19 protein-coding genes are annotated in these 21,404 nt (G+C 66.9%); 6 read left to right on the forward strand and 13 right to left on the reverse strand.

All coding sequences use genetic code 11. The features are described from left to right. Positions 1 to 50: 50 nt before the first annotated feature. A complete protein-coding gene (locus tag RTW82_RS03000) occupies positions 51 to 485 on the reverse strand; it encodes a ferritin-like domain-containing protein (RefSeq protein WP_021218839.1) in 435 nt (144 codons plus the stop codon). A gap of 32 nt (positions 486 to 517) precedes the next feature. After that, entirely contained in the window at positions 518 to 1,351 is an 834-nt protein-coding gene (locus RTW82_RS03005) for a BON domain-containing protein (protein WP_316924199.1), read from the reverse strand. Positions 1,352 to 1,579: 228 nt separating this feature from the next. On the opposite strand from RTW82_RS03005, the gene algB reads away from it, so the two are divergent. Both algB and RTW82_RS03015 read left to right on the forward strand, forming a co-directional pair. Beyond that, positions 1,580 to 2,926 (forward strand): sigma-54-dependent response regulator transcription factor AlgB, encoded by a 1,347-nt coding sequence (algB, locus tag RTW82_RS03010; RefSeq protein WP_263400284.1) that lies wholly within the window; start codon positions 1,580 to 1,582, stop codon positions 2,924 to 2,926. After that, positions 2,923 to 4,698 carry an ATP-binding protein gene (locus tag RTW82_RS03015; RefSeq protein WP_043243836.1) on the forward strand — a complete coding sequence of 592 codons (1,776 nt, stop codon included), beginning with the start codon at positions 2,923 to 2,925 and terminating at the stop codon, positions 4,696 to 4,698. Before algB ends, RTW82_RS03015 begins: the two co-directional genes overlap by 4 nt. Before the next feature lie 90 nt (positions 4,699 to 4,788). Here RTW82_RS03015 and RTW82_RS03020 read toward each other — a convergent pair whose 3' ends face one another. The 4 genes from RTW82_RS03020 to RTW82_RS03035 all read right to left on the reverse strand — a co-directional run bounded on the left by RTW82_RS03020 (position 4,789) and on the right by RTW82_RS03035 (position 8,672). Continuing rightward, entirely contained in the window at positions 4,789 to 6,417 is a 1,629-nt protein-coding gene (locus RTW82_RS03020) for an EAL domain-containing protein (protein WP_316924200.1), read from the reverse strand. 99 nt (positions 6,418 to 6,516) lie between these two features. After that, a complete protein-coding gene (locus RTW82_RS03025) occupies positions 6,517 to 7,329 on the reverse strand; it encodes an N-acetylmuramoyl-L-alanine amidase (protein WP_316924201.1) in 813 nt (270 codons plus the stop codon). Next, positions 7,326 to 7,919: a MarC family protein gene (locus RTW82_RS03030; protein WP_021219840.1), complete on the reverse strand. Its 594-nt coding sequence runs from the start codon at positions 7,917 to 7,919 to the stop codon at positions 7,326 to 7,328. Before RTW82_RS03030 ends, RTW82_RS03025 begins: the two co-directional genes overlap by 4 nt. 72 nt (positions 7,920 to 7,991) lie before the next feature. Further along, entirely contained in the window at positions 7,992 to 8,672 is a 681-nt protein-coding gene (locus RTW82_RS03035) for a hypothetical protein (protein ID WP_316924202.1), read from the reverse strand. A gap of 196 nt (positions 8,673 to 8,868) precedes the next feature. On the opposite strand from RTW82_RS03035, the gene RTW82_RS03040 reads away from it, so the two are divergent. Next, positions 8,869 to 10,290 carry a DASH family cryptochrome gene (locus RTW82_RS03040; RefSeq protein ID WP_316924203.1) on the forward strand — a complete coding sequence of 474 codons (1,422 nt, stop codon included), beginning with the start codon at positions 8,869 to 8,871 and terminating at the stop codon, positions 10,288 to 10,290. Positions 10,291 to 10,296: 6 nt separating this feature from the next. Here RTW82_RS03040 and RTW82_RS03045 read toward each other — a convergent pair whose 3' ends face one another. The 5 genes from RTW82_RS03045 to RTW82_RS03065 all read right to left on the reverse strand — a co-directional run bounded on the left by RTW82_RS03045 (position 10,297) and on the right by RTW82_RS03065 (position 15,025). Then, positions 10,297 to 12,396 (reverse strand): GGDEF domain-containing protein, encoded by a 2,100-nt coding sequence (locus tag RTW82_RS03045; RefSeq protein ID WP_316924204.1) that lies wholly within the window; start codon positions 12,394 to 12,396, stop codon positions 10,297 to 10,299. Further along, positions 12,393 to 13,271, reverse strand: a complete 879-nt coding sequence (locus RTW82_RS03050) for an endonuclease/exonuclease/phosphatase family protein (protein ID WP_021219844.1) — start codon at positions 13,269 to 13,271, stop codon at positions 12,393 to 12,395. Before RTW82_RS03050 ends, RTW82_RS03045 begins: the two co-directional genes overlap by 4 nt. 21 nt (positions 13,272 to 13,292) lie before the next feature. After that, positions 13,293 to 13,922 (reverse strand): thiol:disulfide interchange protein DsbA/DsbL, encoded by a 630-nt coding sequence (locus tag RTW82_RS03055; protein ID WP_021219845.1) that lies wholly within the window; start codon positions 13,920 to 13,922, stop codon positions 13,293 to 13,295. A gap of 153 nt (positions 13,923 to 14,075) precedes the next feature. Next, positions 14,076 to 14,681 carry a c-type cytochrome gene (locus tag RTW82_RS03060; protein WP_021219846.1) on the reverse strand — a complete coding sequence of 202 codons (606 nt, stop codon included), beginning with the start codon at positions 14,679 to 14,681 and terminating at the stop codon, positions 14,076 to 14,078. A 53-nt stretch (positions 14,682 to 14,734) separates the two neighbouring features. Then, entirely contained in the window at positions 14,735 to 15,025 is a 291-nt protein-coding gene (locus RTW82_RS03065; protein WP_031287843.1) for a c-type cytochrome, read from the reverse strand. Between the two features lie 175 nt (positions 15,026 to 15,200). Between RTW82_RS03065 and yihA the strand changes: the two genes are divergently transcribed. After that, a complete protein-coding gene (gene yihA / locus RTW82_RS03070) occupies positions 15,201 to 15,848 on the forward strand; it encodes a ribosome biogenesis GTP-binding protein YihA/YsxC (protein ID WP_021219848.1) in 648 nt (215 codons plus the stop codon). 251 nt (positions 15,849 to 16,099) lie between these two features. Here yihA and polA read toward each other — a convergent pair whose 3' ends face one another. Beyond that, the gene (gene polA / locus RTW82_RS03075; RefSeq protein WP_316924205.1) at positions 16,100 to 18,847 is read right to left on the reverse strand and encodes a DNA polymerase I; all 2,748 of its coding nucleotides are present in this window, start codon (positions 18,845 to 18,847) and stop codon (positions 16,100 to 16,102) included. A 77-nt stretch (positions 18,848 to 18,924) separates the two neighbouring features. Here polA and RTW82_RS03080 point away from each other — a divergent pair, with 77 nt between their 5' ends. Next, positions 18,925 to 19,209: a DUF2782 domain-containing protein gene (locus RTW82_RS03080; RefSeq protein WP_111259321.1), complete on the forward strand. Its 285-nt coding sequence runs from the start codon at positions 18,925 to 18,927 to the stop codon at positions 19,207 to 19,209. Positions 19,210 to 19,241: 32 nt separating this feature from the next. Further along, positions 19,242 to 20,192, forward strand: a complete 951-nt coding sequence (locus RTW82_RS03085) for a homoserine kinase (protein ID WP_316924206.1) — start codon at positions 19,242 to 19,244, stop codon at positions 20,190 to 20,192. On the opposite strand, the gene RTW82_RS03090 is transcribed toward RTW82_RS03085, so the two are convergent. Further along, positions 20,189 to 21,268, reverse strand: coding sequence for a DUF4419 domain-containing protein (locus RTW82_RS03090; RefSeq protein ID WP_316924207.1), 1,080 nt, complete (start codon positions 21,266 to 21,268; stop codon positions 20,189 to 20,191). The genes RTW82_RS03085 and RTW82_RS03090 overlap by 4 nt on opposite strands. Positions 21,269 to 21,404 lie beyond the last annotated feature (136 nt).

Below are 21,404 nucleotides of genomic sequence, written 5' to 3' on the forward strand. Positions count from 1 at the left end.
GCGCTGCGTCGTGCGTTTTGCATGGCCGGACATCCCTGTCCGATCCGGGCTCACTTCATCGCCAGCTTCAGGCTGCGCATGCGGTCATGGCAGGCCTTGACCCGGGGCATTTCCTGGGCGAGCAGGCCGCGCACCTCGGGCTCGGCGCTTTCCAGGGCGTCTTCGAAGGCGTGGAGGATGCGGTCCTCGGCTTCCTCCAGCTGGCTCACATAGGTGGCCTTCTCGTCGCTGGAGAGCGTGGCGCGGGTGTCCGCATAGACCTGGCGCAACTTGCCGACGAAGGTGCCGCCGGTGGACGGGTCTTCGTGGTTGGCCGCGACCCGGACCGCCAGGGCCTGGATGACCTGGGTCTTGGCCTGGGCCATGTCGCGGAACAGGCCCTGCAGGGCCGGGTCCTTCACTTCGTCGATGGCGTGCTGGTAGAAGCGCTCGCCGTCACGGGTGATCTCGATCAGCTCGTTGAGTTGCGCAGTGGTATTGGTCATGGCGTTTCTCCTTGGGGGTACGGGTCGCGCGTTCAGCCGGCGACCTTGAGGGATGCGGCGTGCACATCGAGCACGCCGCGAACATTTCTGGCCGTTTCCACCGCCAGCGCCTTTTCTGCCGCCGTGGCCACGTTGCCGGCGAGGCGCACCACGCCGTCGTCGGTTTCCACGGAGATATCCAGGGCGGCGAGGTTGTCGCTGGAGAGGAAGCGGGTCTTCACCTTGCCGGTGATCCAGGCGTCGCCCAGCAGGCTGCCGGCCTCGGCCCGTTGCTCACCGGCGCGCTGGGCGGTGCCGGGGTCGGCGCTGAGGTGAATGGCGTTGTCCACCCGCTCGACGCCCTCGGTGCTGGCGGCCAACTTGCCGGCCATCTCACGGGCCTCGGCGCTGGCGGAGCGACCACTGAGGGTGACCAGGCCTTCGCGGGTCTCGACACCGATGTCGAGACCTTGGGTGGTGGTGTTCCACAGCAGCTTGGATTTCACCTTGGCGGTGACGGTGGCGTCGTCGAGGTGGCTGTCGGCGGCGGCAATGGACAGCAAACGGGGCCGAACGCCCGGATCGACGCGGATGAGGTTATCCACAGCGTCGATACCCTCGACGCCGAGGGCGACCTGCTCGGCCAGCTCGCGGTTGACTTCATTCGCCACGGTGCCGGTGAGCGTGGCCAGGCCATGCTCGACATCGACGTTGAGGGAGAAGGGGCCGAGGTGATGGTTGAAGGCGAAGGCGGTCCAGATGCTGCCTTCCTGGCGGGCTTCGCGAATCTGTTCGCTGAAGCCGTCCCCGGCGGCCGCCGGCAGGGCGACCAGCCCCAGCAAGGCGCTACCGGCCATGGCGAGCGCCAGGCTGTGCAAGTGCGGCATGGAAACCTCCTGTCATCCACTTCGGCGCTCAGCGCCTCCAGATGCAGGGGTTATCGCAAGGCCTGTGCCAAGCCTTTTCTTGGCGTTTATTCCTTTAAAATCAATTGGTTATTGTAGATATCCAAATACCCGCTGCATGCAGGCTGCAATACATGTATGAAAGGACCTTGCAACTTGCACGATAATTCCTGGACTAAGCGATACGACTGAACAATGCGGAGCGACAAAATGGCATCAGCAACGGAAACCAAGGGACGCATCCTGCTGGTCGACGATGAGTCGGCGATTCTGCGCACCTTCCGTTATTGCCTGGAAGACGAGGGTTACAGCGTGGCCACCGCCAGCAGTGCGGCACAGACCGAGGCCATCCTGCAGCGCCAGGTGTTCGACCTGTGCTTCCTCGACCTGCGCCTGGGCGATGACAACGGCCTGGATGTGCTTGCGCAGATCCGCGTGCAGGCCCCCTGGATGCGGGTGGTGATCGTCACCGCCCACTCGGCCGTGGACACCGCCGTGGACGCCATGCAGGCCGGCGCGGCCGACTACCTGGTGAAACCCTGCAGCCCCGACCAGCTGCGCCTTTCAGCCGCCAAGCAGCTGGAAGTGCGCCAGCTCACCGCGCGCCTGGAGGCCCTGGAGGGCGAGGTGCGCAAGCCGGGCGACGGCCTGGATTCGCAGAGCCCGGCGATGATGGCGGTGCTGGAAACCGCTCGCCAGGTGGCGGGCACCGACGCCAACATCCTCATCCTCGGCGAGTCCGGCACCGGCAAGGGCGAGCTGTCCCGGGCCATCCACGGCTGGAGCAAGCGGGCGAAGAAGGCCTGCGTGACCATCAACTGCCCGTCGCTGTCGGCAGAGCTGATGGAAAGCGAGCTGTTCGGCCACAGCCGCGGCGCCTTCACCGGGGCCAGCGAGAGCACCCTTGGCCGGGTCAACCAGGCCGACGGCGGCACGCTGTTTCTCGACGAGATCGGCGACTTTCCCCTCACCTTGCAACCCAAATTGCTGCGCTTCATCCAGGACAAGGAATACGAGCGGGTGGGCGACGCGGTGACCCGCCGCGCCGATGTGCGCATCCTCGCCGCCACCAACCTCAACCTCGATGAAATGGTCCGCGAGGGCCGCTTCCGCGAAGACCTGCTCTACCGCCTCAACGTCATCACCCTGCACCTGCCGCCCCTGCGCGAGCGCACCGAGGACCTGATCGGCCTGGCCGAGCGCTTCCTCGCCCGCTTCGTCAAGGACTACGCGCGCCCGGCCCGCGGCTTCAGCGACGCCGCGCGCGATGCGCTGCTGGGCTACCACTGGCCCGGCAACGTGCGCGAGCTGCGCAACGTGATCGAGCGCGCCAGCATCATCTGCGGCCAGGAGCTGGTGGAAATCGCCCACCTGGGGCTGAGCGAAGCGCCGTCCAACAACGCCCCGCGCGTAGGAGCCTCCATGAGCCTGGAGGACCTGGAGAAGGCCCATATCGCCGCCGTGCTCGCGGCCAGCGAAACCCTCGACCAGGCCGCCAAGACCCTCGGAATCGACGCCTCGACGCTCTATCGAAAACGCAAGCAGTACGGTCTATGAAGCTGCCGATGAAGCTGCGGACGCGGCTTTTCCTCAGCATTTCGGCGCTGATCACCGTGGCCCTTCTGGGGCTGCTGCTGGGGCTGACCAGCGTCATGCAGCTGGCCCGTTCCCAGGAGCGCCTGATCTCCTACAACTTCGCCACCATCGACCTGGGCGAAAAGTTGCGCACACACCTAGGCGACCAGTTGGTGAACCTGACCCGCGAACAGCCGGATATCCAGGCACTGCTCACCTCGCAGCAACGTTTCCTCGCCGTGGTGCAACAGGGCCTGATGAACGCCCGCGACGAGCAGACCCGTCAGGGCTTCCAGGCCATCGCCGACAGCTACGGCGAGTTCCTGCGGGTCAGCGAACGCAACACCGACCGCCGCGACGATGATTTCAGCCAGGCGTTGAACGACACCCGCAATGCCATGCTGGCGCTGCAGAAGCATGCCTTGCAAAGCGCCGCCGAGGCCGAGCAGTCGGCCCGCGAGCGCGCCGGCCTGGTGGCCACCCTGCTTGGCCTGCTGGGCATCGCCGTACTGCTGATCGGCTTCGTCACCGCCCACGGCATCGCCCGGCGCTTCGGCCAGCCCATCGAGGCCCTGGCCCGCGCCGCCGACCGCATCGGCCAGGGTGACTTCCAGGTGACCCTGCCGATTTCCACGGTCAGCGAGATGGCCTCCCTGAGCCGCCGCTTCGGCCTCATGGCCGAGGGCCTGCGGCTGTTCAAGGAAACCAATATCGAGAAGCTGCTGGCCGAGCAGCGCCGCCTGAAGGCGGTGCTCGACAGCATCGACGACGGCTTGCTGATCCTCGACCGCCAGGGCCGCATCGAACACGCCAACCCGGTGGCCCAGCGCCAGCTGGCCTGGGAGACCGAGCAGCTCGGCCAACCCCTGAGCCAGGCCCTGGGCGACCCGGCCATGGAGGCGCCTACCCAGCAGGTGCTGCGCGGCCAGCCCCTGGAGCAGGTGCCGCCGGACCTGGCCATCGAGGTCGAGGGCGAGAGCCGCCTGCTGAGCTGGCGCCTGACCCCGGTGAGCCTGGACGAGGAGCGCATCCTCGGTGCGGTGATGGTGCTGCGCGACGTCACCGAGCAGCGCGCCTTCGAGAGGGTGCGCAACGAGTTCGTGCTGCGCGCCTCCCACGAGCTGCGCACCCCGGTGACCGGCATGCAGATGGCCTTCGGGCTGCTGCGCGAACGCCTGGTCTTCGCCGAGGAGTCCCGCGAGTCCGACCTGCTGCTGACGGTGGACGAGGAGATGCAGCGCCTGGTGCGGCTGATCAACGACCTGCTGCACTTCTCCCGCTACCAGAACGGCATGCAGACCCTGACCCTGGCGCCCTGCGATATCGACGACCTGCTCGGCGCCCTGCGCACGCGCTTCCAGGAGCCGGCGCAGAACAAGGGCATCAGCATCGAGCTGGACCTGCAGGAGCCGCTGCCCCGCGTGCCCATCGACCGCCCCCAGGTGGAGCGGGTGCTGGACAACCTGGTGAGCAACGCCATCCGCCACACGCCCAATGGCGGGCATATCCGCCTGCAGTCGCGGCGCCATGGCGAGCGGGTGATCCTAAGCGTCGAGGACAACGGCGAAGGCGTGCCCTACAGCCAGCAGGCGCGCATCTTCGAGCCCTTCGTGCAACTGGGCAGCTACACCGGCGGCGGCGTTGGCCTCGGCCTGGCGCTGTGCAAGGAGATCGTCCAGCTCCACGGCGGCCGCATCGGCATCTATTCACGCCCCGGCGAAGGCGCGCAGTTCTACCTGGCGCTGCCGCTCTAGCGGCGGGCTTGAACGCTATTTGGAGGATGGGTAGAGCGAAGCGAAACCCATCACCTCGGCGCGGCAGGATTCGCGGGACGCGCCCCATCCCTAGGCGGCAGGCAGGGTTTCGTCGTTGAGGGCCTGGGCAAGGTCGAGCTGGCCGGTCACCAAGTCGCGGAAGCGCGCGGCCGTGAGCGGCCGCGAGAACAGCCAGCCCTGGCCGTAGTGGGCGCCCTCGCTGGCGAGGAACAGCGCCTGGGCTTCGTGCTCGATGCCTTCGGCCACCACCTTCAGCTGCAGCGCCTGGGCCATGTGCACGATGTGCGGGGCGACACCGCTGCTGGCGGCGTCGTGGCCGAGGGCATCGACGAAGGCCTTGTCGATCTTCAGCACATCCGCCGGCAGCGCCTGCAAGTAGGCCAGGCTGCTGTAGCCGGTGCCGAAATCGTCGATGAGGATGCGATGACCCTGGGCGCGCAGCTGGCCCAGCACCTCCTGGGCGGCCTGGATATCGGCCAGGCCATGCTCGGTGACCTCGAAGGCGATCTGCTGTGCCGGCACCTGGTAGCGCGCCAGCAGGGCGGCGGTGAGCGGTGCGATGCGCGGCGAGCCGACATCGCAGGCGGCGAGGTTGATGGAAATGTACAGCTCGGGGTTCTTGCGCAGGAAGGCACTCTGCTGGGCCAGCACCTGTTCGATCATGAAGTCGGTGATGTCGCGGATCTGCCCGGTGCTTTCGGCCAGGGGGATGAACAGATCCGGGCTCATCATGTTGCCGTCGGTGCGGCGCCAGCGCACCAGCGCCTCGGCCCCCACGCAGCGGCGGCTGGCCAGGTCGAACAGCGGCTGATAGCGCACCCGCAGCTCGCGCCGGCGAATGGCACCCTGGAGCTCGCCACTGAGAGACTGGCGGCGACACATGGCGTAGTAGGCGAGCACGCCGAACAGCAGCGACAGCAACGCCGCCAGGGGCAACCAGCCGAGCAACGCATCACGGGCGCGGGCCATGAGTTCGCCGCGCGGGGTCATCACCAGCAGGTCGAACTCCGGCGTCTGCGTGGGCATGCGATAGGCCAGGCGATCGGCATTCACCTCCAGTTCGTAGTCCTTGGGCGTCGGCCACTCCGAGCCCGGCGGCCAGGGCTGCGCCAGGCCGAGGACCGGCAGCGCGGCGCCGGTGCTCCTGGGCAGCAACAGCAGGCTGGCCCCAGCGGGCAGCTCGACCATGTCGCTGAGGTGGCCGCGCGAGGTGGAGAGGCGGAAATAGCCGCGTCCCACCACCAGGGCGGCGAGGTTGTCGTCCGGCTGGTCGGTGCTGTTGAGCCAGTAGCTCTGGCGCTCGCCGACGATGTCCGCCGGGCGTTCGGGGCCGAAGGAGTTCTGCCGTGGCCAGGAGGAACAGCGCTGCCCCCCGCCGATGAAAGCCGCCTCGTAGATGAAGCGGTAGCGGAAGTTGATCTGCCGTAGGGTTTCCACCATGGCCATGTCGCAGCCCCGCAGGGGTTGGGCCTCCAGCGTGTCGAGGGCCTCGTGGAGCTGGCCGAAGACCTGCTCCAGGCGCGCCAGGAAGCGCTCGCCCTGGACCTTCATCTGTTCCTGCTCGGCGCGCTGGGCCTGTTGCGCCGACAGCCACAGGCTGGCCGCCACCAGCAGGCAGGCACTGAGCAGGCCGACCAGGATGGCCACGGGCAGGGGCTGGTAGAGGGTACGGCGCCAACGGGCGAAGGGGGGCTGCATGATGAGGAGGGTTGCGTCCGAGCGAGATCACTCAGGTATAGCCCACCGTCAGGAAATCATCGCGCCAGTCGCCAACCGGTGCAGGGCGCGATTCTAGCGTCAGTAAAACGTCACGGGACGGAGTGGCAGCGCCTCGCCCGGCATGCGGTTGAGCACCAGCAGCAGGGCGGCGGTCTCGGCGTCGGGCTGGCCGTCGAACAGGTGGGGGCGGTACTTCATCTGGAAGGCGGCGATGACATTACGCGTGGCCTCGTCCAGCTGGCCGTTGCGCGGCACCGGATAACCCTGGCGGGCCAGCTGCATCTGGAACCAGCCGACGGTGGGCAGCGCCTGGGCGAAGCGCGCCTGCTCGACCGCCACGGCGGAGGCTTCCGGCCAGGGCACCAGGCCGGCCTCGGCGAGGCGTTTCCAGGGGAACAGTGGGCCCGGGTCGACCTTGCGCTGGGGGGCGATGTCGCTGTGGCCGATGATGCTGCCCAGGGGCAGGTTGTGGCGTTTGACGATGTCCTTGAGCAGCACGATGAGCGCGTCGATCTGCTGGTCGTCGAAGGGCTGCCAGTTGCGCCCGGTGGGGGTCTGCTCGTAGCCCTCGTTGACCAGTTCGATGCCGATGGTGCTCGCATTCAGCCAGGTGCGCCCCTGCCACTCGCTCTGTCCGGCGTGCCAGGCGCGGCGGTTCTCGTCCACCAACTGGTAGATGGTCGGCGGCTGGGCGCCGATCAGGTAGTGCGCACTGACCTCGCCGTGGGTGAGCAGCGCCAGGGAGCGCGGCAGGTCGGTGGAGGTGTAATGCAGCACGACGTATTGCACGCGGCTGTTCTGGTTGACCGAGGTCTGGCTGCGATCGATGCGCGGGCCGCTGGTGCAACCGGCGAGCAGGGCCAGCAACAGGCCGAGGGCTAGGGTTCTCATGGGGTGATGTGTAGCACGCTTTGCAGGTTGTCCAGGAGCATGTCGACACTGAGCATGATCAGCAACATGCCGGTCAGGCGCTCCACCGCCATCAGCCCGCGCTGGCCGAGGAAGCGCTGCAGGAAGGCCGCCTGGAGCAGGATCAGGGCGGTGCAGGCCCAGGCCACCAGCACGGCGACGTAGAGCTCCCAGAGCTCGCCCTGGTGGGTATTGCGCAGGGTCATCAGCACCGCCAGCGCGGAGGGGCCGGCCACTGCCGGGGTGGCCAGGGGCACCAGCATGGGTTCGCCGTCCGGCAGGTCGCCGAGCACGCCCTCGGGCCGCGGGAAGATCAGGCGCAGGGCGATGATGAAGAGAATGATGCCGCCGGCGATGGCGATCGCCTCGCGGGACAGGCCGAGGCCACTGAGGATGTTTTCGCCGAAGGTGAGGAACAGCAGCAGCAGGCCGAGGGCGAACACCAGCTCACGCAGGGCCACCTTGAGCCGGCGCTCCGGCGCCACGTTCTTCAGGGCGGCGAGGAAGATGGCGATGTTGCCGAATGGGTCGGTGACCAGAAAGATCAGCACGGCGATGCCGAGAATTTCCATGGGCGCTCCTCAACTGAAGGACGAAGTGTAAAGGGCGCTGGCGGCGACGTCTCGCCGCCGTGCCGATCGGGGTCAGAAGTGGTACTTGAGCGTGCCGTTGACCGCGCGTTGCTCGCGGGAGGCGTTGCCGCGCACGTCGTCCAGCTCGCTGTAGCCACCGCTCTGCTGCAGGTACTGGATGCCGAGGAATAGCTGGCGACCCTGGGCGAAGAAGTAGTCGCCGGCATCGAAGCTCAGCTGCGGGCTGAAGCTCAGGCCCTGTTCGCGGTCGCCTTCGGCACCGGCCCAGTCGAGGCCGCCATCGAGCATCCAGCTGGCCTCGCCGAGGCGGAAGGCATAGGCCCAGGCGCCGCTGAACTGCACGCTGTGGCCGGGTTCGTCCTGGTCGTCGCGGTCGTAGAGGCTGAGGGTCAGGTAGTCGAAGCCGGGGGCCTGCAGGTCGAAGGCCGGGCCGAGCAGGTTGCCGCCCTGGCCAGGCGCCGGGGCCGCCTGGGCACCGCTGAGGCGCATCTGCAGGGGCGCCGGAGTGTGGCCGGGCAGCTCCGCCAGGACCTTGGGCGAGAGGCCGGCGGTGAAGGCCGGGCGCTCGGTGGCGAAGCTGAGGAAGCTCTCGCCGGCGGAATAGGGCAGGGTGGAGAACTGCAGGTTGCTGTCCTGCAGGTGCAGCAATTCGTTGCCGGCGACCTGAACGGCGCCGAAGGTCAGGGCAAAACCACCCAACCAGCTGGCGATACGGGAAAAGGAAAGACGCATTGACGATGTCTCCACAGGTGAATGCAGGCAGGGCCCGCGAAAAAAGGGGCGGATTATACGCAGCTCCCGGCCCGACGGCAGCAACGCCACCGGTCATCCTCCCGGCGGCACTGTTCAAGCCCGGCGAAAAGCCTATAACGTCTAGAAGCCAGCGGAATCAGTTGGCATAGGGAAATGCCTGCCGAGGATTTACGTCATGCGTCGTACTCTGCTCTGGTTCAAACAGGATCTGCGCCTCGATGATCACCCCGCCGTGCAAGCGGCGCTGGCGGCCGATTGCGTCCTGCCGCTGTTCGTTTTCGACCCGACCCTGCTGCGCCCGGGCGACCTCGGGATCCGCCGCATGGGCGTGCACCGCGCGCGCTTCCAGCTGGAGAGCCTCACCGCCCTGGACGCCGAGCTGCGCCAGCGCGGCTCGCGCTTGCTGGTGGTGCAGGGCAATGCCGCGCAGGTGATCCCGGCGCTGCTGGAACACCTGGACCTGAACGAAGTACTGACCCTGGAGGAGGTGGCGCCCCAGGAACGCACCCTGGTGGAGGAGCTGCGTCAGGCACTCGGCGACATTCCGCTGCGTGAGCTGGCCGGCAACAGCCTGCTGCGCCGCGAGGAGCTGCCGACCCCGGTGGAGCACCTGCCGGCGGTGTTCAGCCAGTTCCGCGAGCAGGTGGAGCAGCGCCCCAGCGTCTATCAACCACGCTCGGCCCCGGTGGCCTTGCCGCCCCTGCCCGAAGCGGTGGAGCCGCTCTTCGAACCCCTTCCGACGCCAACCCGCCTGGGTCTGGGCGAGCCGGTCGGCCTGCCCATCAGCGCCTTCCCCTTTTCCGGCGGCGAGGTCGCGGCACTGGCGCGACTGCGCGATTACCTGTGGGCGACCCAGGGCGTCCGCACCTACCAGGAGAATCGCAACGGCATGGTGGGCAGCGAGTACTCCTCCAAGTTCTCGCCCTGGCTGGCCAACGGCAGTCTCTCGCCGCGCCGCGTCGCCGCCGAGCTGCGCCGCCACGAGGCGCAGTACGGCGCCAACGCCTCCACCCACCAGCTGTGGCAACAATTGCTATGGCGTGACTACTTCCGCTGGACCCTGCTGCGCCATGGCCGCGCGCTGTTCGAAGCCGGCGGCCTGAAGGCCACGGTGCGCGCACCGCAGCAGCTGGACGAACGCTTCGAACGCTGGTGCCAGGGCCGCACCGGCATGCCGCTGGTGGACGCCAGCATGCGCGAGCTGGCAGCCACGGGCTTCATGTCCAACCGCGGCCGCCAGGTGGTGGCCGCCTACCTGGTGCACGACCTGGAGCAGGACTGGCGCCATGGCGCCGCCTGGTTCGAAGAACACCTGCTGGATTACGACCCGGCGAGCAACTGGGGCAACTGGGCCTACCTGGCCGGCGTGGCCAGCGATCCACGGCGCAGCCAGGCCTTCAACGCGCTGCGCCAGGCCCGTCATTACGACCCGGATGCGACCTATGTGAGCCTGTGGTTGCCAGAGCTGCGAGCGCTGCCCCAGGCGTTGCGGCATACACCCTTCCAGCTCTCGCGCCTGCAGCTGGACGCCCTGGACTACCCGCGCCTGGAGCACGTGCCGGAAGACTGGAAGCCCTACCTGACCCACGCCGCCTGAAGCGGCTCAGCCCAGTACGATGCGGTTGCGGCCTTCGCGCTTGGCACGATAGAGCGCCTGGTCGGCGCGCTCGAAGGCCTGTTCGTCCTTCTCGCCCTCGACGAAGGACACCAGCCCTCCCGACAGCGTGATGGTCACCGGCTCGCCCTTGAAGTGAAAGGGGCATTGCTCGATGGCCGAGCGCAGGGTGTCGAGCAATTGCTGGCCACCCTCCAGCGGCGTGGCGGGGAGCAGCAGGACGAACTCCTCGCCACCGAAGCGGGCGATGAAGTCGGTCTTGCGCAGGCGCTTGGCGATTTCGCCGGCGATGATCTTCAACACCTTGTCGCCCGCCAGGTGGCCGTAGTTGTCGTTGATGCGCTTGAAGTGGTCGATGTCCAGCACCGCCAGCAGCAACTCGCCGCCATAGCGCTTCCAGCGCGCCACTTCCAGCTCCAGGCGCTCGCTCCAGGCGGCGCGGTTGGGCAGGCCGGTGAGCGGGTCGCTGAGGGCTTTCTGCCGCTGCTCCTCGAGGTGGTCGCGGAAGGCACTGGCCTCCTGTTCCATGGTGGCGACACGATCCACCAGCACCTTGAGGCGCCCGCCGACTTCTTCTTCGCGGGCGGCGCGCTGGCGCTGGTAGTCGTTCATGGTGCTGAGCAGGCCGTCGAGGCGCTTTTCCACGGCGCGCTTGAGGTCGTCCAGGTCGGTGGCGTCCTGCACGCTGTTTTGCAGGTCGCTGACCTGCTCACGCAATTGGTCGTCGAGCACGCGCGCGCTTTCCAGGGTCTCGCTGTAACCCTCCTGGGCGGCGGAAATGGAGGCGACGAAGGCGACCAGGCGCTCGTTGAGCTGCTTGAGGTAGATGGCGAAGTCACGGTGCTCGCTGTTGGTGACGGCCAGCACCAGCACGGCGAGGTCATCCAGCACGGGCACCAGTTCGTACCAGTTCAGGCCACCTACCAGACGCTCGCGAAGGGCTTCTCCCTGGGGCTTGTGGCGCTCGGGCAGGTCGAGTTCGTCCAGCAGCCCGCGCAGGCTGGCGGCGACGTGGGGCGCGACGGCGCTGTAGCCGGGTTCGGGCGGCGTGGGCAGCGCATAGCCCGGGTCGCCTTCGCCGGTGAGCAGCGCCGCCGGCAAGGGCAGGCTGTCGAGGCGCGGCGTCAAGCTTGGGCTGACACCATCGGCCAGCGCGGTGACAGGCGCCGGAGCGGCGGCAGCGAGTGGCTCGACCGGGGCGGCAGGAGCAACCCCGGGCACGAGGGGCGCAACCACCGGTGCCGCTTCGGCGACCACCTGGGCCGAGGCAGACTGCTCGGTGGCGGCTGCCGGGGTGGGTACGGGAGCCCGGGCAGGAGCTGGGCCAGGCGCCGGAGCGGGAGCCGCAGCCACGGGGGCCGCCTCAACGGTAGGCGGCACGTCGGGAGCTGGCACGACAGGAGCCGGGGCGGCAGCGAGCGCCTGGGCCGGCGGTGCGGGCTCGTCGTCCAGCGGGGGCGCGGCCTGCAATGCGGCAGGTGCCGGGACGGCCGGTGGTGGAGCCAGGGCATCACCTGTCGGCAGCGCGGCGGCAGCGGGCTGAGCGTCTTCGGTGGTGTCACCCTGGCTGCCGAACAGACGCTGCAGCAGGCCGGGCTTGGGCGCGGCAGGGTCGGTGTTGGCGATCTCGTCGAGGGCGCGCTGTTGCAGGCCGCTGAGCTCGCCGAGGAGGGCAGGCATCTCACGCGCCTGGCTGGCGCGCTCGTCGATGCGCTTGGCGAACTGCTTGAGGGATTTGCGCACGTCACGCGGCACATCCAGCTTGAGCAACTGGTTGGTCAGCCCGGTGAGGGCGCCGACGTTCTGGTCGATCCGTTGCTGGCGACGCTGCTCGGAATCCAGCACGGCCTTTTCCAGGCGCGGTATCAGAGCGGAGAGGCCGGCGTCTATCTGGTCGCCACGGATGATCTCGCGCAGCTCCTGCATGCACTGGTCGACGGCCTTGTCGCTGCCTTCGGCGGCCAGGGAGCTGCGCACCAGGCCACGGCGCAGGAGATCGAGGCGGGCGTCCCAGCGACGCTCCAGCTTCTCCTGCTGCTCGAGGCTCTGCAGGTACTTTTCTTTCCAGCGCTGGCCGTCGTCGCTCATGAAGGTGATCCGTCGGGAGTGTCCACCAGGGCCGGCAACGCATCCCCGGTAAGGGACGTGGGCAGGCGGATGTCCACCGCCACTGGCAGGTGGTCGGAGATGGGTTGGCTGAGCACCTGCACGCGCTCCAGGGTCAAGCTGGGGCTGAGCAGGATGTGGTCGAGGCAGCGCTGCGGGCGCCAGCTCGGGAAAGTGGCCTCGACCTGTGGCGCGAGCAGCCCAAGGTCACGCAGGGGCGAGTTCTGCAGCAGGTCGTTGGCGTGGGTGTTCATGTCGCCCATCAGCACCTGGTGGCGGTAGCCGCCGATGAGCTCGCGGATGTAGGCGAGCTGGCGGGAGCGGGCCTTGGTGCCCAGGGCCAGGTGCATCATCACCACCACCAGTGCGTCCTCGCCCTCGCCGAAGCGCATAAGGATGGCGCCGCGTCCGGGCGGGCCGGGCAGGGGGTGGTCTTCCAGCTGGGTCGGCTGCAGGCGGCTGAGCAAGCCGTTGCTGTGCTGGGCGATGCGCCCGAGGTTGCGGTTGAGCTGTTGGTACCAGAAAGGGAAATCGGCCAGGTGGGCGAGGTGCTCGACCTGGTTGACGTAGCCGGAACGCAGGCTGCCACCGTCGACTTCCTGCAGGGCCACGAGGTCGAAATCGCCGAGCAGGGCACCGATGCGCTGCAGGTTGCTGGCGCGGCCGGCGTGGGGCAGCAGGTGCTGCCAGCTGCGGGTCAGGTAGTGGCGGTAACGGCCGGTGCTGATGCCGACCTGGATGTTGAAGCTGAGCAGCCGAAGGCGGCCATCCTTTGGGAGGCCGCTGGAGCCACAATGAGGATTGACCTGCGGAGCCCGCAGGCCTGCGGTTCGATCATTGCTCCAGCGGCGCAGCATCTTCGCTCTGCCGGGCGCCGCTTACTTCGCGGCGCGCTCCTTGGCAATGAGGAAGTCGGCGACCTGGGTGGCCTGCTCGAGGCCGCCCGAAGAACCGATGTCGAAGCGGTACTTGCCGTTGACGATCAGGGTCGGTACGCCGGAGATCTGGTACGCCATGGCGAGCTTCTTGGCCTTCTCCATCTGGCTCTTCACGCCGAAGGAGTTGTAGGCCTTGATGAAGGCCGCCTTGTCGACGCCCTGGCCAGCGAGGAACTCGGCCATCTCGTCGGGGGTGGAGAGCTTCTTGCCTTCTTTGTGGATGGCTTCGAACACGGCTTTATGCACGGCGTGCTCGACGCCCATGCTTTCCAGGGTAATGAACAGTTGGCCGTGGACGTTCCACACGCCACCGAACATGGCGGGGATGCGTACGAAGTTGACGTCCTCCGGCAGCTTCTCGGTCCAGGCGTTCAGGGTGGGTTCGAATTGGTAGCAGTGAGGGCAGCCGTACCAGAACAGTTCCACCACCTCGATCTTGCCGGGCTTGGAAATCGGGACCGGGCTGCTCAGTTCGACGTACTGTTTGCCGGCCTGGATATCCTCGGCCTGTGCGGTCATGCCGAAAAGGCTCGCACTGGCAAGAACGGCGGAAAGAATCAGGTTACGCATGCTCAACTCCTAAGCGGGTCATATGGTTCTGCGGCGGGCCTTGCTTCGACCGATCGCGTTGCGTCGGGTTCCGGCAATTGTAGCGGGGGCGCCAATGAAAAAGGGTGGCCATGGCCACCCTTTTATTTACCGTTTTCTACCGCTGGGCCGGACTTAGTGCAGGCCCTGAATGTAGCTGGAGACGGCTTCGATGTCCTTGTTGCTCAGCTTCGCGGCGATGGCGCGCATGATCATGTTGTCGCCATCGTTGGTGCGGTTGCCTTCGCGGAAGTCGGTCAGCTGCTTGGCCACGTACTGGGCATGCTGGCCACCCAGGTGCGGGAAGCCGGCAGCGGCGTTGCCGGCGCCGTTCGGGGAGTGGCAACCGGTGCAGGAAGGCATGCCTTCTTCCAGTTTGCCGCCACGGAACAGGGCTTCACCGCGAGCGACCAGCTTGGGATCGGCGGCGCCGACACTGCCGGACTGGCTGGCGAAGTAGGCGGCGATGTCGGCCAGGTCCTGATCGCTCAGGTTGGTCAGCAGGCCGGTCATTTCCAGGACCTGACGGTTGCCGGACTTGATGTCGTGCATCTGCTTGAGCAGATAGCGCTCGCCCTGGCCAGCCAGTTTCGGGAAGTTGGGGGCAGCACTGTTGCCGTCCGGGCCATGGCAGGCACCACATACGGCAGCTTTCGCCTGACCGGCTTTGGCGTCGCCAGCGGCGTGGGCCAGACCGGTGATGCCCAGGGTCAACAGCAGACTCACGAGTACTTTGTTCATCAGCTAATCCAATTACGGCTAAGGGTGAAAGAGTTAGCGCCGGGCTACCTTGATTATTGGCTCATCCACTGGATGACCGCTTGGTAGTCCTCGGCACTGCAGTCCATGCACAAGCCTCGGGGAGGCATGGCGTTCAAACCATTGGTGACGCTCTTGACCAGAGCATCGTTGCCCTTGGCCAGACGCGGCTCCCAGGCGGCCTTGTCGCCTTTTTTCGGCGCCATAGGCAGTTGACCGTTGTGGCAGGCACTGCAGGTCCGGTTGTAAACCGCTTCCGGATCCTGGGCAGCCTGCGCGCCAAAGGCCAGCGCCGCAAGGCTTGCGACGAGTAGCACTTTCTTCATGATCAACCTCATCAGAGGGGCCCTGCCATGCGTTCTGTCGCGCAACGGTCAGTCCCGTGAACACTGAACCCTGGGGGATAAAGCGCACACTAAATCTGCGGCATTATATACTGGCGATGCTCAAACGGAAACGAAACAGCCCCCTGCGACACCGCGTCGCACCCGTGGACACCTCATGTCATTCAAGAACCCGATCATCGGTCTGTGCCAACAGGCCCGCTTTCTCATCAGTGCCGCCAAGGTGGATCAGTGCCCTCCCGACGAAGGTCTGGAAGTCGCATTCGCCGGGCGTTCCAACGCCGGCAAGTCCAGCGCACTGAACACCCTCACCCACGCCAGCCTGGCGCGCACCTCGAAAACCCCGGGGCGCACCCAGCTGCTCAACTTCTTCTCCCTGGACGACCAGCGTCGCCTGGTGGACCTGCCCGGCTATGGCTACGCCAAGGTGCCGATCCCGCTCAAGCAGCACTGGCAGCGCCACCTGGAAGCCTACCTGAGCAGCCGCGAAAGCCTGGCCGGGCTGATCCTGATGATGGACATCCGCCATCCGCTGACCGACTTCGACCGGCTGATGCTCGACTGGTCCAGCGCTGGCAACATGCCCATGCACATCCTCCTGACCAAGGCCGACAAGCTGGCCTTCGGCGCCGCGAAGAACGCGCTGCTCAAGGTCCAGCAGGACATCCGCAAGGGGTGGGGCGAGGGCGTGACCATCCAGCTGTTCTCGGCACCCAAGCGCCAAGGCATCGAGGAAGCGCAGGCGGTGCTGGCCAACTGGCTGCAACTGGGCGAGGAATTCGAGCAGGTCGAGCCGGAGGCCTGAATCGCAGGCAAAAAAAACCCCGAGCTTCGTATGGGGAGGGGGAAGTTCGGGGTTCAAGTCTGAACCGCTAGGGCGGGGTTCAGATATCTGCCAACACTAAACACAGCAAAAGGAGCATCGAAGGCTTCACCAGCCATTCCCATCCTCTGACCCTGTGCCCAGGTATAAAGTTCACCGCCCCGCTGAAAACCGTTCGTTATTAGAGCCTCCGGCCTTATGCGCCGGAGGTCTATGTCAGGAATGGCGCCGGCTCAGTGCGCCTCGTCCCAGTTGTCGCCCACGCCCACTTCCACCAGCAGCGGTACATCCAGCTGCGCCGCACCGCTCATCAGCGGGCGGATGGCGTCGCGCACCTGGTCCACCAGATCCTCGCGCACCTCCAGCACCAGTTCGTCGTGCACCTGGAGGATGACCCGCGCATCGATGGCGGATTCCGTCAGCCAGTTATCCACAGCCACCATGGCGCGCTTCATGATGTCGGCCGCGGTGCCCTGCATCGGCGCGTTGATCGCGGTGCGCTCGGCGCCCTTGCGCATGGCCTGGTTCTTCGAGTTGATCTCCGGCAGGTACAGGCGACGGCCGAACAGCGTCTCGACGAAGCCCTGCTGGGCCGCCTGCTCGCGGGTGCGCTCCATGTAGGCGAGCACGCCGGGGTAACGGGCGAAGTAGCGGTCGATATAGGCCTGGGATTGCTTGCGATCGACGCCGATCTGCTTGGCCAGGCCGAAGGCGCTCATGCCGTAGATCAGGCCAAAGTTGATCGCCTTGGCGCTGCGGCGCTGGTCGTTGCTGACCTGCTCCAGCTCGACGCCGAAGACTTCCGCCGCCGTCGCCCGGTGCACGTCGCGGTCATGGCGGAAGGCATCCAGCAGCCCTTCGTCCTTGGCCAGGTGGGCCATGATGCGCAGTTCGATCTGCGAGTAGTCCGCCGCCAGCAGCTTGTAGCCCTTGGGCGCGACGAAGGCCTGGCGGATGCGCCGGCCCTCGGCGGTGCGGATCGGGATGTTCTGCAGGTTCGGGTCGGTGGAAGACAGCCGCCCGGTGGCCGCCACCGCCTGGTGATAGGAGGTGTGGATACGCCCGGTGCGCGGGTTGATCTGCTCCGGCAGCTTGTCGGTGTAGGTGCTCTTGAGCTTGCTCACGGTGCGGTACTGCATGATCACCTTGGGCAGCTCGAAGTCTTGCTCGGCCAGCTCCGCCAGCACGTTCTCGGCGGTGGACGGCTGGCCGGTGGCGGTCTTGGACAACACCGGCAGACCCAGCTTCTCGTAGAGGATGGCGCCGAGCTGCTTGGGCGAACCGAGGTTGAATTCCTGGCCGGCCAGCTCATAGGCCTGGCGCTCTAGCTCCACCATGCGCGCGCCCAGCTCGATGCTCTGCTGGCCGAGCAGCTTGGCGTCGACATAGGCACCGTTGCGCTCGATGCGTGCCAGCACCGGCACCAGCGGCATCTCGATATCGCGGAACACCGAAGCCAGCGAAGGCACGGCTTCCAGCTTCTGCCACAGCGCCTGGTGCAGCCGCAGGGTGACATCGGCATCCTCGGCGGCGTAGGGGCCGGCCTGCTCGATGGCGATCTGGTCGAAGGTCAGCTGCTTGGCGCCCTTGCCGGCGATGTCCTCGAAGCGGATGGTGCTCTGGCCGAGGTACTTCAGCGCCAGGCTGTCCATGTCGTGGCGGGTGGCGGTGGAGTCCAGCACATAGGATTCGAGCATCGTGTCGAACGCGATGCCCTGCATGAGGATGGGCGTCGAAGCGTTGGCCAGGACGTTCATGTCGTACTTGGCGTGCTGGCCGATCTTGCCCTTGGCCGGGTCTTCCAGCAGCGGCTTGAGGGCCTTGAGCACGGCATCGCGGTCCAGCTGCTCAGGCACACCCATATAGGAGTGGGCCAGCGGCACATAGGCCGCCTCGTGCGCGTTCACGGCGAAGGACACGCCCACCACCTGCGCCTGCTGCGGGTCGAGGCTGGTGGTTTCGGTGTCGAAGGCGAACAGCGGCGCGTCCTGCAGCTTCTTCAGCCAGGCATCGAACTGCGCCTGCTCCAGCACGGTTTCATAGCGGGTCTCGACCGCATCGGCCGGCGCTGCGGGCGGCGGCAGCGTCTCGCCGGCGGCCTTGGCCTGGCGCTGCAGGTCATCCAGGCCGGTCTTGAATTCCAGGGTGCGGTACAGCTCGGTCAGGGCCTCCACGTCCGGCTCGCCGGGGTGCAGCGCCTCGATCTCGACGTTCAGCTCCACGTCGCACTTGATGGTCGCCAGCTTGTAGGAGAGGTAGGCCATTTCCTTGTGCTCTTCGAGCTTGGCCGGCAGCCCCTTGGCGCCGCGGATCGCCAGCTCGGGCACCTTGTCGAGGTTGGCGTAGAGCACGTCCAGTCCGCCACCGACGCCGGTCAGCAGGCCCAGGGCGGTCTTTTCACCGACGCCGGGCACGCCCGGGATGTTGTCGACCTTGTCGCCCATCAGGGCCAGGTAATCGATGATCAGCTCAGGACCGACGCCGAATTTCTCTTTCACGCCATCGATGTCCAGCACGCTACCGGTCATGGTGTTGACCAGCGTAATGTGCCCGTCGACCAGCTGCGCCATGTCCTTGTCGCCGGTGGAGATCACCACCGCACGGCCCAGCGCCGCGCTCTGCCGGGCCAGGGTGCCGATCACGTCGTCGGCCTCCACGCCCTCCACGCACAGCAGCGGCAGGCCCAGGGCGCGCACGGTGGCGTGCAGCGGTTCGACCTGCACCCGCAGCTCGTCGGGCATCGACGGCCGGTTGGCCTTGTACTCGGCGAACATCTCGTCGCGGAAGGTTCCGCCCTTGGCGTCGAAGACCACTGCGAAGGGGCTGTCCGGGTACTGCTTGCGCAGGCTCTTGAGCATGTTCAGCACGCCCTTGACCGCACCCGTCGGCAGGCCGGCGGAGGTGGTCAGCGGAGGCAGGGCATGAAAGGCACGGTACAGGTAGGAGGAACCGTCCACCAGGACGAGAGGGGCTTGGCTCATGCGTGAATTCAACCTTTATTCGCCGGACCCGCAGTAGAATGGCCCGATCATTGACGATAAGGGACAAGGTTACCACCATGCGCGCCATCAACCGCCTGTTGCTTGCCAGCCTGCTGGTCGTCGCACCGGCCGGCGTATTCGCCGCCGACGACGCCCCCTCTGCCGAGCCCGACGTGACCATCCGCCAGGACGGCGACAAGACCATCCAGGAATACCGCGTCAACGGCTTCCTGTACGCCATCAAGGTCACCCCCAAGGGTGGCAAACCCTATTTCCTGGTCCGCGCAGACGGCGACAGCAACTTCATCCGGTCGGACAACCCGGACATGCTGATCCCGCAGTGGGAAATCTTCAGCTGGTAAGGCTGCTGCGCCGACCGTAACAAGGTAGTCCAATGTCCGTTTTCACCCCACTCGAACGCCCTGAACTCGAAACCTTCCTGGCCCCCTACGGGCTGGGGCGGCTCAAGGACTTCAAGGGCATCGCCGAAGGTTCGGAGAACAGCAACTTCTTCGTCAGCCTGGAGCAGGGTGAATACGTGCTGACCCTGGTGGAGCGCGGCCCCAGCCACGACCTGCCGTTCTTCATCGAACTGCTCGACGTGCTCCATGACGCCGGCCTGCCGGTGCCCTACGCCCTGCGTACCGGCGATGGCCAGGCCCTGCGCGAGCTGGCCGGGAAGCCCGCCCTGCTGCAGCCCCGGCTTGCCGGCAAGCATGTGCGCGAAGCCAACGCGCACCACTGCAGCGAAGTCGGCGCACTGCTGGCCCGCCTGCACCTGGCCACCCGCGAGCACCCCATCGAACGCAAGAGCGACCGCGGCCTGGACTGGATGCTCGCCGAAGGCCCATCCCTCGCCCTGCAGCTGGATGAGGCCGCGCTGCCTCTATTGCGTGACGCCCTGAAGGAAATCGCCGAGCTCAAGCCGCGCATCGTCGCCCTGCCCCGCGCCAACCTGCACGCCGACCTGTTCCGCGACAACGTGCTGTTCGACGGCCCGCACCTGGCCGGGCTGATCGACTTCTACAACGCCTGTTCGGGGCCGATGCTCTACGACCTGGCGATCTGCCTGAACGACTGGTGCTCCGACGACGAAGGCCGCCTGGACGCCCACCGCGCCCGCGCCCTGCTCGGTGCCTATGCCGCGCTGCGCCCCTTCAGCGCCGCCGAGGCGGATCTCTGGCCGGCGCTGCTGCGCATCGCCTGCGTACGCTTCTGGCTGTCCCGCCTGATCGCCGCCAACGCCTTCGCCGGCCAGGACGTGCTGATCCACGACCCCGCCGAGTTCCAGCGCCGCCTGGCCCACCGCCAGGACGTGCACCTGCCGCTGCCTTTCGCGCTCTAGCTGGAAGGCTCGTCCACCACCGCCCAGCCGAACGCCGGGTACAGCGCGCCGTCCGTGTCGCGCTGGGCCACGCCGAACAGGCCGCCCACCAGCCGTGCATTGCGCTTCGTGCCGGTGGTGAATTCGTCGATCAGCAGCACCGCACTCACCAGGCTCTTGGGGATGGCCTGCAGGCCCGGCCCCTGGGCCTGGTCCGCCATCAGCCAGCCACCGCTCCGCGCCATCACGCCCGCTCGCTCGAAGCGCACCTGCCAATCCCCCAGGTAGGGGTTCGGTCGCAGCGCGTCGGTGGCCGTGTCGACGATGTAGGGGAAGAGCGTGAGGATCCAGCCCGTCAGCTCCGACGGGCCCGAACCGCTGCGATAGCGGAAGAAGGACTCCCAGAAGGCGCGGTCCACCTCGCCGGCCGCAGTGCGGGCGATCGCCTCCAGCACCGGTTTCAGGCTCGCCACCCAATGGCCCAGGCCGTAACCCTCCAGGGCAGTGAAACGCTCGATGATCAGGCGCCAGTCATCCTCGCTGCCCTGCAGCTCGATCTCGGGGATGCCGCAGCCGGCCAGCATCTCGTAGTCGAAATAGCCACTGAAGGCATCCATCCAGCACAGCGAGAAGGCCGCCTGCTCGATGGGGCCGGTGGTGGAAAAGGCGGTGGCGATGAAGTCGGAGAACTGCGGGATCTCCCCGGCGATCTGCCGGGAGAAGTCACCGAACAGCTCGACCCAGCGGCTTTTGTCGGCGAAGGGGTAGTCGGGACAGAAGACCGTCAGCTTCTTCTTGCCCGTGTGGCTCACCAGGTCGGGGCGCAGCTGCTCGCCATGCAGGGCCATATGGTTCGCGAAGCCCTGGGCGAAGCAGAACCAGATGTCGTCCGGGCGGATCACCAGCGGGTGATGGCCATAGAAGGCACGGCAGGCGGCCTTGGCGAAGGCGTTGCAGTTGTCCTCCTCCAGCAACTCGGCGGCCGCACAATCCAGCGCCTCCACCGGCCGGTTGAGCAGCGTGCGCATGACGGTATCCGCCGGCAGGCGTGGATAAGGGGCGCCGTGTTCTACATCCGAAAGGGTGAAGCGGATCATTCGGGTTCTCCCTGAACCTGGAAAAGCGCCATGGTGCCGGTTTGCCGGAAGCGGTGCAGCTACCTACGTCCGACTCTGAAGCCACGGAAGGGCAAGGATAGAGGGCAGATGTAGCCTGGGCTTTAGCCCAGGAAAT

It is taken from the genome of Pseudomonas sp. zfem005 (assembly GCF_032621735.1).
GTDB classification, from domain to species: Bacteria; Pseudomonadota; Gammaproteobacteria; order Pseudomonadales; family Pseudomonadaceae; genus Metapseudomonas; species Metapseudomonas solani.

Bases quoted from the DNA above. Each gene is read 5' to 3' on its own strand.
- RTW82_RS03090 (WP_316924207.1), bottom strand. From the start codon at position 21,268: ATGATCCGCTTCACCCTTTCGGATGTAGAACACGGCGCCCCTTATCCA.
- RTW82_RS03030 (WP_021219840.1), bottom strand. From the start codon at position 7,919: ATGGAAATTCTCGGCATCGCCGTGCTGATCTTTCTGGTCACCGACCCA.
- algB (WP_263400284.1), top strand. From the start codon at position 1,580: ATGGCATCAGCAACGGAAACCAAGGGACGCATCCTGCTGGTCGACGAT.
- RTW82_RS03060 (WP_021219846.1), bottom strand. From the start codon at position 14,681: ATGAACAAAGTACTCGTGAGTCTGCTGTTGACCCTGGGCATCACCGGT.
- RTW82_RS03025 (WP_316924201.1), bottom strand. From the start codon at position 7,329: ATGAGAACCCTAGCCCTCGGCCTGTTGCTGGCCCTGCTCGCCGGTTGC.
- RTW82_RS03020 (WP_316924200.1), bottom strand. From the start codon at position 6,417: ATGCAGCCCCCCTTCGCCCGTTGGCGCCGTACCCTCTACCAGCCCCTG.
- yihA (WP_021219848.1), top strand. From the start codon at position 15,201: ATGTCATTCAAGAACCCGATCATCGGTCTGTGCCAACAGGCCCGCTTT.
- RTW82_RS03000 (WP_021218839.1), bottom strand. From the start codon at position 485: ATGACCAATACCACTGCGCAACTCAACGAGCTGATCGAGATCACCCGT.
- RTW82_RS03055 (WP_021219845.1), bottom strand. From the start codon at position 13,922: ATGCGTAACCTGATTCTTTCCGCCGTTCTTGCCAGTGCGAGCCTTTTC.
- RTW82_RS03080 (WP_111259321.1), top strand. From the start codon at position 18,925: ATGCGCGCCATCAACCGCCTGTTGCTTGCCAGCCTGCTGGTCGTCGCA.
- RTW82_RS03035 (WP_316924202.1), bottom strand. From the start codon at position 8,672: ATGCGTCTTTCCTTTTCCCGTATCGCCAGCTGGTTGGGTGGTTTTGCC.
- RTW82_RS03065 (WP_031287843.1), bottom strand. From the start codon at position 15,025: ATGAAGAAAGTGCTACTCGTCGCAAGCCTTGCGGCGCTGGCCTTTGGC.
- RTW82_RS03040 (WP_316924203.1), top strand. From the start codon at position 8,869: ATGCGTCGTACTCTGCTCTGGTTCAAACAGGATCTGCGCCTCGATGAT.
- RTW82_RS03085 (WP_316924206.1), top strand. From the start codon at position 19,242: ATGTCCGTTTTCACCCCACTCGAACGCCCTGAACTCGAAACCTTCCTG.
- RTW82_RS03050 (WP_021219844.1), bottom strand. From the start codon at position 13,271: ATGCTGCGCCGCTGGAGCAATGATCGAACCGCAGGCCTGCGGGCTCCG.
- RTW82_RS03045 (WP_316924204.1), bottom strand. From the start codon at position 12,396: ATGAGCGACGACGGCCAGCGCTGGAAAGAAAAGTACCTGCAGAGCCTC.
- polA (WP_316924205.1), bottom strand. From the start codon at position 18,847: ATGAGCCAAGCCCCTCTCGTCCTGGTGGACGGTTCCTCCTACCTGTAC.
- RTW82_RS03005 (WP_316924199.1), bottom strand. From the start codon at position 1,351: ATGCCGCACTTGCACAGCCTGGCGCTCGCCATGGCCGGTAGCGCCTTG.
- RTW82_RS03015 (WP_043243836.1), top strand. From the start codon at position 2,923: ATGAAGCTGCCGATGAAGCTGCGGACGCGGCTTTTCCTCAGCATTTCG.